Source organism: Mesorhizobium sp. B2-1-1, assembly GCF_006442975.2.
Taxonomy (GTDB): Bacteria; Pseudomonadota; Alphaproteobacteria; order Rhizobiales; family Rhizobiaceae; genus Mesorhizobium.
Window position 1 is genome coordinate 4,712,328 of record NZ_CP083954.1, and the last position, 13,858, is coordinate 4,726,185.

Annotated in this window: 17 protein-coding genes; 13 read left to right on the forward strand and 4 right to left on the reverse strand. The window is 62.8% G+C overall.

The window, feature by feature from the left end:
• Positions 1–24 precede the first annotated feature (24 nt).
• Positions 25–303: an endonuclease domain-containing protein gene (locus FJ972_RS23195; RefSeq protein ID WP_140520856.1), complete on the forward strand. Its 279-nt coding sequence runs from the start codon at positions 25–27 to the stop codon at positions 301–303.
• Between the two features lie 130 nt (positions 304–433).
• Here the strand turns inward: FJ972_RS23195 and FJ972_RS23200 are convergent, their stop codons facing one another.
• Genes FJ972_RS23200 through FJ972_RS23215 form a run of 4 tightly spaced genes read right to left on the reverse strand, consistent with a single transcriptional unit; the run spans position 434 to position 4,216 of the window.
• Entirely contained in the window at positions 434–1,474 is a 1,041-nt protein-coding gene (locus FJ972_RS23200; protein ID WP_140520857.1) for a heme-dependent oxidative N-demethylase family protein, read from the reverse strand.
• 9 nt (positions 1,475–1,483) lie between these two features.
• Complete coding sequence (locus FJ972_RS23205; RefSeq protein WP_140520858.1) at positions 1,484–2,449, reverse strand: PDR/VanB family oxidoreductase; 966 nt, start codon at positions 2,447–2,449, stop codon at positions 1,484–1,486.
• A complete protein-coding gene (locus FJ972_RS23210; RefSeq protein ID WP_140520859.1) occupies positions 2,446–3,042 on the reverse strand; it encodes a dimethylamine monooxygenase subunit DmmA family protein in 597 nt (198 codons plus the stop codon). Before FJ972_RS23210 ends, FJ972_RS23205 begins: the two co-directional genes overlap by 4 nt.
• Before the next feature lie 40 nt (positions 3,043–3,082).
• Entirely contained in the window at positions 3,083–4,216 is a 1,134-nt protein-coding gene (locus tag FJ972_RS23215; protein WP_140520860.1) for an aminomethyltransferase family protein, read from the reverse strand.
• 283 nt (positions 4,217–4,499) lie between these two features.
• Between FJ972_RS23215 and FJ972_RS23220 the strand changes: the two genes are divergently transcribed.
• The 12 genes from FJ972_RS23220 (at position 4,500) to FJ972_RS23275 (ending at position 13,826) form a co-directional block, all read left to right on the forward strand.
• The gene (locus FJ972_RS23220; protein ID WP_140514705.1) at positions 4,500–4,781 is read left to right on the forward strand and encodes a hypothetical protein; all 282 of its coding nucleotides are present in this window, start codon (positions 4,500–4,502) and stop codon (positions 4,779–4,781) included.
• A 14-nt stretch (positions 4,782–4,795) separates the two neighbouring features.
• Positions 4,796–5,173, forward strand: coding sequence for a hypothetical protein (locus FJ972_RS23225; RefSeq protein ID WP_140497873.1), 378 nt, complete (start codon positions 4,796–4,798; stop codon positions 5,171–5,173).
• A gap of 14 nt (positions 5,174–5,187) precedes the next feature.
• Positions 5,188–5,349, forward strand: coding sequence for a hypothetical protein (locus FJ972_RS23230; RefSeq protein ID WP_140497871.1), 162 nt, complete (start codon positions 5,188–5,190; stop codon positions 5,347–5,349).
• Positions 5,350–5,363: 14 nt separating this feature from the next.
• Positions 5,364–6,767 carry an APC family permease gene (locus FJ972_RS23235; RefSeq protein WP_140497869.1) on the forward strand — a complete coding sequence of 468 codons (1,404 nt, stop codon included), beginning with the start codon at positions 5,364–5,366 and terminating at the stop codon, positions 6,765–6,767.
• Positions 6,768–6,810: 43 nt separating this feature from the next.
• A complete protein-coding gene (locus FJ972_RS23240; RefSeq protein WP_181167650.1) occupies positions 6,811–7,500 on the forward strand; it encodes a hypothetical protein in 690 nt (229 codons plus the stop codon).
• On the forward strand, positions 7,497–7,826 hold the full coding sequence (locus FJ972_RS23245) for a hypothetical protein (protein WP_140497867.1): 330 nt from the start codon (positions 7,497–7,499) through the stop codon (positions 7,824–7,826). The genes FJ972_RS23240 and FJ972_RS23245 overlap by 4 nt, the downstream gene beginning before the upstream one ends.
• 86 nt (positions 7,827–7,912) lie before the next feature.
• Positions 7,913–8,809 (forward strand): class II glutamine amidotransferase, encoded by an 897-nt coding sequence (locus FJ972_RS23250; protein WP_140520861.1) that lies wholly within the window; start codon positions 7,913–7,915, stop codon positions 8,807–8,809.
• 4 nt (positions 8,810–8,813) lie between these two features.
• On the forward strand, positions 8,814–9,545 hold the full coding sequence (locus FJ972_RS23255; protein WP_140520862.1) for a GXGXG domain-containing protein: 732 nt from the start codon (positions 8,814–8,816) through the stop codon (positions 9,543–9,545).
• Positions 9,546–9,551: 6 nt separating this feature from the next.
• On the forward strand, positions 9,552–10,880 hold the full coding sequence (locus FJ972_RS23260) for an FMN-binding glutamate synthase family protein (protein WP_140514697.1): 1,329 nt from the start codon (positions 9,552–9,554) through the stop codon (positions 10,878–10,880).
• A gap of 63 nt (positions 10,881–10,943) precedes the next feature.
• Entirely contained in the window at positions 10,944–12,251 is a 1,308-nt protein-coding gene (gene glnT / locus FJ972_RS23265; protein WP_140497861.1) for a type III glutamate--ammonia ligase, read from the forward strand.
• Positions 12,252–12,286: 35 nt separating this feature from the next.
• On the forward strand, positions 12,287–13,540 hold the full coding sequence (locus FJ972_RS23270) for a sarcosine oxidase subunit beta family protein (protein WP_140497859.1): 1,254 nt from the start codon (positions 12,287–12,289) through the stop codon (positions 13,538–13,540).
• A 10-nt stretch (positions 13,541–13,550) separates the two neighbouring features.
• Positions 13,551–13,826 (forward strand): sarcosine oxidase subunit delta, encoded by a 276-nt coding sequence (locus FJ972_RS23275; RefSeq protein ID WP_140520863.1) that lies wholly within the window; start codon positions 13,551–13,553, stop codon positions 13,824–13,826.
• Positions 13,827–13,858: the final 32 nt, after the last annotated feature.

Genomic DNA, 13,858 nt, shown 5'->3' on the forward strand with positions numbered 1-13,858 from the left:
CAGGACAGAGGGGGGCGAACCGCGATGACGCATAATCTCGTATCCGCCAACAACCGCCGCAATGCGCGCAGGATGCGCAAGGTGATGACCGACGCCGAACTCAAGCTCTGGAATGAGATCAGGGCACATAGGTTGATGGGACTGGGGTTTCGGCGCCAGATGCCTATCGCCGGCCATATCGTCGACTTGCATGCCCGGACAAAAAGCTGGACCGTCCTGCGCTTCTGGAACGACGATGTTATCCGCGACATCGACAGTGTCTGCCAGCATGTCGTGATTGTGGCCGGGCTGGGCGGCGGGTGAGTTTCGCGGAGCGTTAGAGGTTGGACATTGGGCAAGGCCTGCGCTCCACGGCGCCCCCCTTCTGCCCTGCCGGGCATCTCCCCCTCTTGGGGGGGGATTGGCTGCTTGGAGGGCAGCGTCAATACAGCAATCAATCCGGCCCGAATCCCGGGCTCGTCGCACTGCCATCATCCAATTTCGACAGCCACTCGACCAGTGTCGGGCGGTAGCGCGTCAGCCCCTTGTAGGTGGCAAGCTCCTCGGGCAGGTCGCGGATGACGCGGTGCAGGCGGCGCGCCCATTTCGGTTGCGTCACCAGCTCGTCCATCTTGATCAGGTAGCAGCGGATCGGGAAGACGATGGCGTTGGAGCGCGGCAGGCGCCAGAAGCTCTGCAACTCGACGCGCAGATGCACCTTGTCGCCGACATTGTCGGGCGTCACCGTCGCCCGGTCCGGACCCCATTTGTGGTAATTCTCGGGGCTGGTGTCGAGGCGCGGATTGATGGTCATCGTCCAGTTGAGGCGACGCGCCGGCTTGCCTTGCTGGATGTTGGTGAGGAATTTCAGGGCGCGCGTGAAAATCCCCTTTTCGTGCGCCAGCGGCACCGGCGCGTGCCACTCGAAGAAGTTCATGCCGATGTCGAAGTCGAGCGACCAGTCGGCCTGGGTGGTGACCATGCCGGCATCCATCCAAAGATTGCCGTCGCGCTGGTCGAGGATGCAGAAATCGCCCTGGCTCTGGCGGGTGATGTATTCCATCGGCCCGTAAGGCAAGGTCGAGGTGTCGCCGAAGGTGAAGGTGTCGTCGATGCCGAGCGGTCGGTTGATCCAGCGCCAGCGGTCGCCGTCTCGGGTCAGCGTGAAATGCTCGGGATAGCCCAGCGCCTGCTGCTCCATCAGAAGTTCGAGCAGATCCCAGCCGGCGAGCGTCATGTGCGGCAGCGACTGGCAGCGCAACGGATCCTCGGCCAGCACCAGAGCGCGGTCCTGCATCTCGGCGACATAGTGCTCATCGACATCTATCAGGTTTTCCAGCACGCTGCCCTTCGGACCGACGACATGCGGCTCGATGTTGACCGCATACATGTAGCTGTCTTCATGGAACGGAAACGGGAACCGCCTGATGTGCTCAGGGCTGTTCCTGAAGGTGAAGTCGTCGCGAAACGTTTCCTTGCGAAAGGTGATGCCCAAGCTCGCCTCCTATCTTTCCAACACCAGCGATTTGCCTTCGAAGCGCGACACGCACGGCATGATCTTGCAGCCGGAGCGATGATCTTCCTCGCTCAGCCAATGGTCGTTGTGGATGAACTTGCCGTCGGACGCGATGACGTTGGTCTCGCACTGGCCGCAGACGCCGCCGCGGCAAAGATAGGGCGGATCGACGCCGGCCGCCTCGATCGCCTCGAGCAGGCTCTGCTGCTCGCCGACGCGGATGGTCTTGCCGCTGATTGCCAGCGTCACGTCGAAGGGCAATCCCGGCTGCGGTGCCGCGAAATGCTCGAAATGCACGGTCTCCGGTGGCCAGCCAAGCGCGGCGGCGCGCTCGCGCACCCAGCCGATCATGCCTGCCGGACCGCAGACATAGAGATGCGTGCCGAGCGGCTGCGACGACAGCAGCCGGTCGAGGTCTATGCGTTCCCCGCGGTCGTCGTGATAGAGCCGGACCCGGCGGCCGTAACGCTGTTGCAGCACATCGGCATAAGTGCCGAGCGAAGCCGTGCGGCAGGTGTAGTGCAGTTCGAAATTGCCGCCCTCGCCCGCCAACTGCGCGGTCTGGGCCATGAAGGGCGTGATGCCGATGCCGCCGGCCAGCATCAAATGTTTCTTCGCCCTGAGATCGAGCGAGAACAGATTGACGGGATAGGAGATCACCATCTCCAGCCCGGGCCTGACGCTCCGGTGCATGAACAGCGAGCCGCCCCGGCCGACATCGTCGCGACGTATCGAGATCGTGTATTCGCGCGTGTCGAGCGGCGAGCCCATCAGCGAATAGGGATTGAGCCTTGTGCGGTCGCCGTCGCGCATCTCGACCACGACATGGGCACCGCCTGAAAAGGTCGGCAACAGCTCGCCGTCGCGGCGGCGGAAATGAAAGCGGGTGACCAGCTCGTTGACGGGAACAACATCGCTGACGACGACGTCGAGTTTGGTGGTGCCGGTGCTCATCGGAAGACCTCCTCGATCGGAGGAATTTCGCTGCGATCCTCGGCATTGATGCAGACGCCCTGGAACGCCGCCAGCCGCCGCGAATAGTGGTCGCGTACCAGAAGTAGCAGGCCGCAATGCGAGCAGGTGGCGGGTTGCGTCGTTACATTCTCGGTGATGCCCTTGCAATGCACGCACTGCACGCGGCGCGCCAGCGAGCCGCGATGTTCGGTCTGGATCGCGGTGTGGTCGATGCCGGCATCGAGCGCCACCTGCATGGCCTGGCCGATCAGCCCTTCGGTACCGGCGAGATAGAGGCGCAGGCCCATATGCGCGTTATCAAGCGTCTGTTTCAGCCGCGGCAGCAGGCTGGCGAAGGACGGCGCCTGGTGGAAGCGCGCCGGTTTCAGCGCTTCGAGAGCGGCGACATGCTTGTCGTCCGGCCCGGGAATGAAGACGATCTCGGCACCGTCGAAGAACCTGTCCGGAGCCGTTTTGGCCATGTCCGCTATCGCGAGCGCACCCTCGGCATCGGCGATGAAAAGATGATGCTTGCCGGGCTGCGGCGACAAGGTTCCGTAGACGGGCCGGCTGATGATCGACTTGGCTGCCATTCTCTGCTTCGTGCCTCGAACCCTCGCCTTCGACTATGCCTCAGCCTTTCGCCGTGCGCTTGGTCTTCTTTGGGTCATCGAACGGCAATGGCTGCGCCGTCGCCTTGATCGATCCGCTCCTGTTGCGGATCTCGAGCCTTGTGTCCTTGACGGCGCAGTCGACGTCGAGGCGGACGATGCCCATCGATTTCTCGACCAGCGGCGAATACATGGCGCAGGTGACGACGCCGACTTTCTTCCCATCGCGATAGACCGGGGCGCCCTCGTCGGCCGGCTCCTTGCCGTCGAGCAACACGCCATAGATCTTGAAGCGCTCCTTGCCCTTGAGACGGTAGTGCTCCTCGGCGCCGCGAAAGCCGGTCTTGCCCGGGCTGACGGTGAAGTCGAGGCCGAGTTCCCACAGCGTGTCGCCGGGGCCTTCATTCTCGAACGGATATTTCTGCGAATTGTCGTAGGGATAGAACAGGAGATAGCTCTCGACGCGCAGCATGTCGAGCGTGGTGAAGCGGCACGGGATAATGCCGGCGCTCTTGCCCTCGTCGAGGATCCTGTCCCAGATCGTGCCGGCATCCTGGCCGCGGCAGAAGATTTCATAGCCGCGCTCGCCGGTATAGCCGGTGCGCGAGATCATCACCGGAAAACCGAAGAGCTGCGTCTGCATGTGATGGAAATAGTTGAGGTCGCGAATGCCCGGCACGTGCCTGGCAAGATAGTCGACCGCCGCCGGCCCCTGCAGCGAGAGGTCGTGCAGATTGTCGTCGAAGCGCAGCGACACGTCCCTGCCCATCGCCGCCCGCTGCAACTCCTCATGTCCGGTTCCCGAGCCATGCACCACCATCCAGCTATTCGGCCCGGTGCGGTAGAGGATGCAGTCGTCGGTGAATTTTCCCGCCTCGTTGAGCATGCAGGCATAGGCCGATTTGCCGGGATAGATTTTTTCGACGTCGCGCGTGGTGGCGAGATCGATGAGGTGCGAGGCGTGCGGGCCTGTGATGTGGACCTTCTTCAGGCCCGAGACATCCATCAGCCCGGCCTTGGTGCGGATAGCGATGTATTCCTCGTCGGCATCCTTGTCGTAGGTCCAGGCGGTGCCCATGCCGCTCCAGTCTTCGAGTTTCGAACCCAGCGCGCGATGGCGATCCGCCAGGGTTGAAAATCTCCAGGATGCCGTCATCCGATCCTCCGTTCGATATTTTGATTATGTTCCCTGCTCCTGTGCGCGCGGGCTGGAGCTTTGAGCGAATATTGATCGCAAACGCGTGGGGCCTGCAATCCCCTGAAAGCAAATAATTTCATTGTCAGGCAAAATTCGTCATCCGAACAAGACGGTTAACTCTGCGTAAATTCGCCTTGACAATTTCCGAATTCGGTCTGAATTTATGAAAAAAATTTCACTCTCTTGAAAGAGAACGGCGGACGGTGGATTCGGAACCGGACGTCGAAAAAGGGGAAAACCGATGTCAGACCTGCAGCAGCGCATCGAGGCGCTGTACCGTTCCGACTTGCGCGGATCCGCGCTCCTGATCGTCTGCCTGTGGGCGACGATCCTCTTCGTCCTCTTCATGACATGGCCGCATATCCCGCATGACGGCATCAAGGCCGTCGTCGCGATTGCCGCCGCCGCGGTGCTGATCTTCAACACGGCGGCGATCCTGGCCATGGTCAACCACTACAAGGAGGACAAGGAGTTCATCTACGGGCTCGACATCAAGAATTACGACCGCAACCGCAAATCCTGAGGGGGGAGAGAAGCATGTCCCGCTACACGCCGCCGCAACAGAGCAAGGCCGGGCAGGTCTTCGATATCGCCGTCGTCGTGGTCGCCATCTTCGTGGCGCTGTGGCTGCCGCTGAAACTGGGATTGGCGGGAGCAGCCAAGTCCATCGATGCGCTCGACGCCAAGACCTGGGAGGCGCTCGGCCAGAACCCGACCATGGCGTCGATTTGGGAAAGGCTCGGCTATACGCCCGAGACCGCGCACGACATCATCCAGAACCGTTTCCACTACATCATCGACTGGCCGACGCTGGTTGTCATGGCAGCCGTGTTGATCGGTTATTTCGTGTTCCTGTTCCGGGCATCGGACCGTGAATATCGCGACGTCATCAACGAGAAGTTCGACGAGAAATAATCCGGGGACAGACCATGTGGATAGTACTCTCTTACGCATGCTGGGGCATCTCGATCGTGCTTGCGCTGTGGATGCTCTACGATTGGTTCAAGGTCGATACGACCTACTCCGAGGATGTGCTGACGTCCTCGCGCGAAGGCGAACTTGAAGCCGCTTCCGAAAAACACCGGATCTGAGTGGGGATTGATCGATGACGGTCGTGGTTGAAACTGCGGGTTCGGCAACAAATGGCGACAGGGTCTCGCTGCTTCGGGTGCTTGGCCCGGCCCATGTCTGGGCGTTGGGTGTGGGCATCGTCCTGGTCGGCGAGTTCACCGGCTGGAATTTCTCCGCCGACAAGGGCGGCGCGCTTGCCGCGCTGATCGTCTGCTGGGTCGTCGGGCTGCTCTATACCTCGGTCGCCATGATCGATTCCGAAGTGACGTCGACGGTCGCCGCCGCGGGCGGCCAATATGCGCAGGCCAAGCACATCGTCGGGCCGCTGATGGCCTTCAACGTCGCGCTGTTCCTGGTCTTTGCCTACACCATGCTCGAAGTGTCGGACGCCATCCTGCTCGGCGACACGATCGTCGCCAAGGCGGGCGTCGAGGGCCTCACCCACAACTCCTTCATCGCCGCCACCATCGTCGTCCTGGCATGGCTTAACTATCGCGGCGTGCTGATGACGCTCAACGTCAACTTCGTCATCACCGCGATTGCCTACATCTCCATCGTCATCCTGTTCTTCTCGGTCAGCCCGTGGACGCAAGGCGCGGTGCTCAAGCTCAACGAGTTGGTCACCCCAGAGAACGCGCTGCCCTATGGCTGGATCGGCGTCATCGCCGCTTTCCAGTTCGGCATCTGGTACTATCTCGGCATCGAGGGCACCACGCAGGCGGCCGAGGAAGTGCGCTCGCCCGCGCGCTCGCTGCCTTATGGCACGATGGCCGGCATGATCACGCTTCTGATCGCCGCCGCCATGACCTGGTATGTCTGCGCCTCGCTGATGCCCTGGGAATATCTCGGCATCACTTATTATCCGCTGTGGGACGCCGGCAAGCTGACCGGCAACCCGCTGCTGGAAAACCTGCTGTTCATCGCCACGCTGCTTGCCGCACTGGCGTCCGCCAATGGCTGCATCAACGACGCGGCGCGCGCCTGGTTCTCGCTCGGCCGCGATCGCTACCTGCCGAGCTGGTTCTCGGCGGTGCACCCGAGATACCGCACACCCTACCGCTCGATCCTGTTCCTGCTGCCGATCGCGCTCGCCTTCGCCTTCATCGCCGACCTCAACCAGGCGATTACTTTCTCGATCCTGTCTGGCGTGCTGCAATATACGTTCATGAGCATCAACATCATGATGTTCCGGAAGAAGTGGCCGCTGGGCTCCATCCGCCGCGGCTACACGCATCCCTTCCACCCGCTGCCGGCGATCGTCTTGTTCTGCCTGTGCGTGGTGACCTTCTTCGCCATCTTCCTCGGCTTCGGCTCGCAGCTCATCGCCATGGTCGCGTTCTATTTCCTGATCTCGCTGTGGTTCCATTTCTACCGCTACAAATTCGTACGGCGCGGCGACCAGTTCACCATGCCGTGGCCGAAACCGCAGGGCTATTGATGGGAGTAGGCCCGTCCGAATTGGGCGGGCCTGGCATGACGAAATGTCCGAGGTGACGTCAGCACTGCTTGCCGGGGCGGCTGTCCTGGCTCTCGTCCTGCATTTTGCCTGGCTGGCACGCCGCAGCCGCAACAGGGCTGCCGTGGCACGCGCCGCCGACCAGGCCAGCATCCGCGCCGTCATTGCCGACGCCGAAGATGTCTCGGACGGTACTGCCGGCGTCATCACCTGGGAAGGCTCGTGGAATGGCCAGCGCGTGCAGCTGCGCACCATCGTCGACACGCTGGCGACGAGAAAGCTGCCGGCGCGCTGGCTCAGCGTATCGATAACGGAGAAAACAGTCGTGCCCGGCACGTTCGACATGATGATGCGGCCGGGCTCGCCGACGACGTTCTCCAATTTCGACCATCTCGACCACACGCTGCCGAAGGCGCCCGGCTTTCCCGCCGAGGCGGTGCTTCGAACGGACCGCAGAGGCGTGCGCTTCCCGCAAAACATCATCGCCGACCATCTGGAGCCCTTTTCAGAAGGACGCGCCAAGGAGCTACTGATCACGCCAAAGGGTGTGCGTATCGTCTGGCTGCTGGCCGAAGCCGAGCGGGCCCGCTACGGTGTCTTCCGGCAAGCCGCTTTCGGTGACGCGCAAATCGACCCGGCGCTGATCTCGCGGCTGCTCGTATCCCTTTCGGGACTGCGCGACGCGATCAACAGGAACGAACGGAAAGCGGCATGACCGGCGCAACCCCCTCGCCCGGACCTACCAGCCCATATATCGTCCTGGGCGCGGCAACCCTGCTGCCGGGCAGCGGCCACGTCATGCTGGGCGTTCCGACGCGCGGCCTGCAGTTTCTTTTCTTCATGGTCATCCTGGCCTGGGTGACGGCGAAGATCGCCCCGCCCGACGCCAGCTTTGTCGGCCGCCACGCCGGCGGCTTCCTGATCTATGCGCTGTCGATCCTCGACGCCTACAAGATGGCTCGTATCCGGACCGCCAAATGGGCCCATTCCATGCGCCGACAAGGCGATGGGCCGCCGGATGGGACAAAACACAACGCGTAACGAGAGGAATATTTTTTTCATACCAATTGAATTCCCCGAACTCATTCGATACATCATTTTTAGCGACAAAGGGTCTGGAGGCTGGCATGTGCGGAATCGTTGGACTTTTCCTCAAGGACAAAGCGCTGGAGCCGCAGCTCGGTGCGATGTTGTCGCAGATGCTGGTATCGCTCAGCGATCGCGGACCCGACAGCGCCGGCATCGCGATCTATGGCGCGCCGTCCCGCAACGAGGCCAAGATCACCATCCAGTCGCCGAGGCCGGAGCGTGATTTCCGTGGACTGGACGCCGAACTCACCAAGGCGCTCGGCGTGCCGGTGAGCGTCATGGTAAAATCGACGCATGCCGTCATCAGGACCACGCCCGAAAAGGTCGATGCCGCGCGTGAGACCATCCAGTCGCTCAGGCCCGACATCCGCATCATGGGTGCCGGCGAAGCCGTGGAAATATACAAGGAAGTCGGCTTGCCCGAGGCTGTGGTCGACCGCTTCGACATCCGTGGGATGACCGGAACGCATGGCATCGGGCACACCCGCATGGCGACGGAATCGGCGGTGACGACGATGGGCGCGCATCCGTTCTCGACCGGCGCCGACCAGTGCCTGGTGCACAATGGCTCGCTGTCCAACCACAACAACGTTCGCCGCGAACTGGTCCGCGAAGGCATGACATTCGAGACCGAGAACGACACCGAAGTGGCGGCCGCCTATCTCTCCTCCCAGATGGCGCATGGCAAGAACCTCGGCGAGGCACTGGAGGGCACCCTCTCAGATCTCGACGGTTTCTTCACCTTCGTCGTCGGCACCAAGAACGGCTTCGGCGTGGTGCGCGACCCGATCGCCTGCAAGCCCGCCGTGATGGCCGAAACGGACCAGTATGTCGCCTTCGGCTCGGAATATCGCGCGCTGACCAAACTGCCCGGCATAGACAATGCGAGAGTCTGGGAACCGGAACCCGCAACCGTCTATTTCTGGGAGCATTGAGTTCATGCCGGCAACAAAACTTTCAACCGCGGCGGCGAGCGACCATGCCTCCCGGGTGTTCGACCTGGACCAGATGTCGCTGCGCGAGCTCAACCAGGCACTGCACAATCTGATGCCAGGCTCGAACGAGACCGCCTGGGAAGTGTTGAACCCGAAGGGCAGCCATTCGGTCGCCGTCGGCGTCGACCAGCCGGTCAGCATCGATGTGCGCGGCAGCGTCGGCTATTACTGTGGCGGCATGAATTCCGGCAGTGCCATCACCGTGCATGGTTCGGCGGGACCCGGCGTCGGCGAAAACATGATGTCGGGGTCGATAACAGTCAAAGGCGACGCCAGCCAGTATGCCGGCGCCACCGGCAAGGGCGGGCTGCTCGTCATCGAGGGCAATGCGTCCTCGCGGTGCGGCATTTCGATGAAAGGCATCGACATCGTCGTGCACGGCAATATCGGCCATATGTCGGCCTTCATGGCACAGTCCGGCAATCTGGTGGTGCTGGGCGATGCCGGCGACGCGCTCGGCGATTCCATCTACGAGGCACGGCTATTCGTGCGCGGCAAGGTCGACAGTTTGGGCGCCGACTGCATCGCCAAGGAAATGCGGCCCGAACACCTCGAACTCCTGCAAGGCCTGCTCGATCGCGCCGGCGTCACCGGCGTCAAGCCGTCGGAGTTCAAGCGCTACGGCTCGGCGCGCACGCTCTACAATTTCAATATCGACAACGCCGACGCGTATTGAGGCAGCATGACCTATCGCAACCCGCCGACGACGCCGCGCAAATCCGCGACTTTCGACGACTACACGCTTTCCGAGATCCGCCGCGCCGCGGCCACCGGCATCTATGACATCCGGGGCGCCGGCGCCAAGCGCAAGCTGCCGCATTTCGACGACCTTCTGTTCCTGGGCGCATCGATCTCGCGCTATCCGCTCGAAGGCTATCGCGAGCGCTGCGACACATCAGTCGTGTTGGGCTCACGCCATGCCAAGAAGCCGATCGAGCTGAAAATCCCGATCACCGTTGCTGGCATGAGCTTCGGCTCGCTGTCGGGCCCGGCCAAGGAAGCGCTCGGGCGCGGCGCGACGCTGTCGGGCACCTCGACCACGACCGGCGACGGCGGCATGACCGAGGAAGAGCGCGGCCATTCCAAGCAGCTCGTCTATCAATATCTGCCGTCGCGCTATGGCATGAATCTGCGCGACCTGCGCCGCGCCGATGCCATCGAGGTCGTCGTCGGCCAGGGCGCCAAGCCCGGCGGCGGCGGCATGCTGCTCGGCCAGAAGATCTCCGATCGCGTCGCCGAGATGCGCACGCTGCCCAAGGGCATCGACCAGCGCTCGGCCTCGCGCCATCCCGACTGGACCGGGCCGGACGATCTCGAGATCAAGATTCTCGAACTGCGCGAAATCACCGACTGGGAAAAGCCGATTTACGTCAAGGTCGGCGGCGCCCGCCCCTATTACGACACAGCGCTTGCGGTGAAGGCCGGCGCCGACGTCGTCGTCGTCGACGGCATGCAGGGCGGCACGGCGGCGACGCAGGAAGTGTTCATCGAGAATGTCGGCCAGCCGACGCTCGCTTGCATCAGGCCGGCGGTGCAGGCGCTGCAGGATCTCGGCATGCATCGCAAGGTGCAGCTGATCGTCTCGGGCGGCATCCGCAACGGCGCCGATGTCGCCAAGGCGCTGGCGCTCGGCGTCGACGCGGTCTCCATCGGCACGGCTGCCCTTGTCGCGCTCGGCGACAACGATCCCCGCTGGGAGGCGGAGTACAACGAGCTCGGCACCACATCAGGCGCCTATGACGATTGGCACGAGGGCCGCGACCCGGCCGGCATCACCACGCAGGATCCCGAACTGATGAAGCGGGTCGATCCGGTGGCCGCCGGCCGCCGGCTGGCGAACTATCTCAAGGTGATGACGCTGGAGGCGCAGACCATCGCCCGCGCTTGCGGCAAGAACAGCCTGCACAATCTCGAACCCGAGGATCTCGTCGCGCTCACGATCGAGGCCGCCGCGATGGCCGGCGTGCCGCTGGCCGGCACCAACTGGATACCGGGGAAGAACGGCTTCTGATCAACAAAGGGCCGAAGGCCATATGCTCTAGGGCCAACAATCGACAAAAAATGGGGAACTTCCGTGACAGTTGATCTTGCAGAGTTCGCAAGGGCGAAAAACGTCAAATATTTCATGATCTCCTACACCGACCTGTTCAGCGGGCAACGCGCCAAGCTGGTGCCGGCGCAGGCGATATCAGATATGCAGAAGGATGGCGCCGGCTTCGCCGGTTTCGCTACCTCGCTCGACCTCACGCCGGCACATCCCGACATGCTGGCGGTGCCGGATCCGAATTCGGTTATCCAGCTGCCCTGGAAGCCTGACGTCGCCTGGGTCGCCGCCAACTGCATCATGGACGACAAGGAGGTCGACCAGGCACCGCGCAACACGCTTAAGCGACTGATCGCGGAAGCCGCTAACGACGGCATGCATGTCAAGACCGGCGTCGAGGCGGAATTCTTCCTGATCTCGCCCGACGGCAAAACGATCTCCGACGAATATGATACGGCGGCGAAACCATGCTACGACCAGCAAGCGTTGATGCGCCGCTACGACGTCATCGCCGAGATCTGCGACCACATGCTGGCGCTCGGCTGGGGCGCCTACCAGAACGACCACGAGGATGCCAACGGCCAGTTCGAGATGAACTGGGCCTTCGACGATGCGCTGGCGACCGCCGATAAGCATTCTTTCTTCAAGTTCATGGTCAAGTCGATCGCAGAGAAACACGGCCTGCGCGCCACCTTCATGCCCAAGCCCTTCCAGGGACTGACCGGCAATGGCTGCCATGCGCACATCTCGGTGTGGGACAAAACAGGCAAGACCAATGTCTTTGCCGACAATTCGATGGAGCTCGGCCTGTCGGCCAAGGGCAAGAACTTTCTTGGCGGCATCATGAAACATGCCTCGGCTCTCGCCGCCATCACCAACCCGACCGTCAACTCCTACAAGCGCATCAACGCCCCGCGCACCATTTCAGGCGCCACCTGGGCGCCGAACACGGTGACCTGGACCGGCAACAACCGCACCCACATGGTGCGCGTGCCCGGCCCCGGCCGCTTCGAGCTGCGGCTGCCTGATGGCGCGGCCAACCCTTATCTGCTGCAAGCCGTCATCATCGCCGCCGGCCTCGACGGCATCCGCTCCAAGGCCGATCCCGGCAGGCGCTACGACATCGACATGTACCAGCACGGTCACACGGTGGAGGGCGCGCCGAAATTGCCGCTCAACCTGCTCGACGCGTTGCGCGAATTCGACAATGACAAATCGCTCAAGACGGCGCTGGGTGAGGAATTCTCGTCGGCTTATCTAAAGCTGAAGCACCAGGAATGGAATTCCTATGCTTCGCACTTCACGCAATGGGAGCGCGACCACACGCTGGATATCTGACCGGCGCAGCGTGCGAGCGACCTCGGAATGAACGTATGAAATATTCGATCTTCTCGCTCGCCCGCGCCGCCTTCTCCGGCCACAAGAACTGGCAGCGCACCTGGCGCGACGCCAGCCCGAAGGACCGCTACGACGTGGTGATCATCGGCGGCGGCGGGCATGGTCTGGCCACCGCCTGGTTCCTCGCCAGCGAGTACGGCATCAGGAATGTGGCCGTGCTGGAAAAGGGCTGGATCGGCTCCGGCAATGCCGGCCGTAACACCACCATCATCCGTTCCAATTACGGCCTGCCCGGCAACACCGGCTTCTACGAATTATCGATGAAGCTGTGGGAGCGGATGGAGCAGGACCTCAACTACAACACGATGGTCAGCCAGCGCGGCGTCATAAACCTCTATCACTCCGACGCGCAGCGCGACGCCTATGCGCGGCGCGGCAACACGATGCGCATCAACGGCATCGATGCCGAATTGCTCGACCTTGCCGCGGTCAAGAAGATGATGCCGTTCCTGAATTTCGACAATGCGCGCTTTCCCGTGCAAGGTGGGCTCTTGCAGCGGCGCGGCGGCACGGCGCGGCACGACGCGGTGGTCTGGGGCTACGCCCATGCGGCGAGCGCGCTCGGCGTCGACATCATCCAGAATTGCGAAGTGACGGGCTTCGTGCGCGACGCCAACGGCAAGGTGACCGGCGTCGAGACCTCGCGCGGCAAGATCGGCGCCGGGAAAGTCGGCATGGCCGTCGCGGGCTCCTCCTCGCGCGTCGCCGCGATGGCGGGCCTGCGCCTCCCGATCGAAAGCCATGTGCTGCAGGCCTTCGTCTCCGAGGCGATCAAGCCGCTCATCCCCAATGTGATGACGTTCGGCGCCGGCCATTTCTACGTCAGCCAGTCGGACAAGGGCGGCCTGGTCTTCGGCGGCGACATAGACGGCTACAATTCCTACGCCCAGCGCGGCAATTTGCCTGTGATGGAAGACGTCTGCGAAGGCGGCATGGCGCTGATGCCGATGATCGGCCGCGTGCGCCTGCTGCGCCAGTGGGGCGGCATCATGGACATGTCGATGGACGGCTCGCCGATCATCGACAAGACGCCGGTCGACGGGCTCTACCTCAATGCCGGCTGGTGCTATGGCGGCTTCAAGGCGACGCCGGGCTCAGGCCTCGTCTTTGCCCACCTGCTGGCCCGCGACCAATCCCACAAGGAGGCCGCCCGCTTTCGCCTCGACCGGTTCCGGTCTGGTGCGATGATAGACGAAAAGGGCCAGGGCGCCCAACCGAACCTGCACTGAAGGCCCTGCCATGCGCATCACCTGTCCCTTCTGCGGCGAACGCGACCTCGGCGAGTTCACCTATCTCGGCGACGCCAAGCCGATGCGTCCGGAGGCTGGCGCTTCGGAGGACGACGTCTTCGACTACGTTTACCTGCGCGACAATGTCGCCGGCGTGATGGACGAGAATTGGTACCACGGTGGCGGCTGCCGAGCGTGGCTGAAGGTCACCCGCAACACGCTGACGCACGAAATTTCGGCCGTGGAGCCGGCGGCGGGCGCCGGGGCGAGGCAGGTTGCGAAATGAATTTTTCTGTCCAGCTCAGCGCCGCGGTGAAG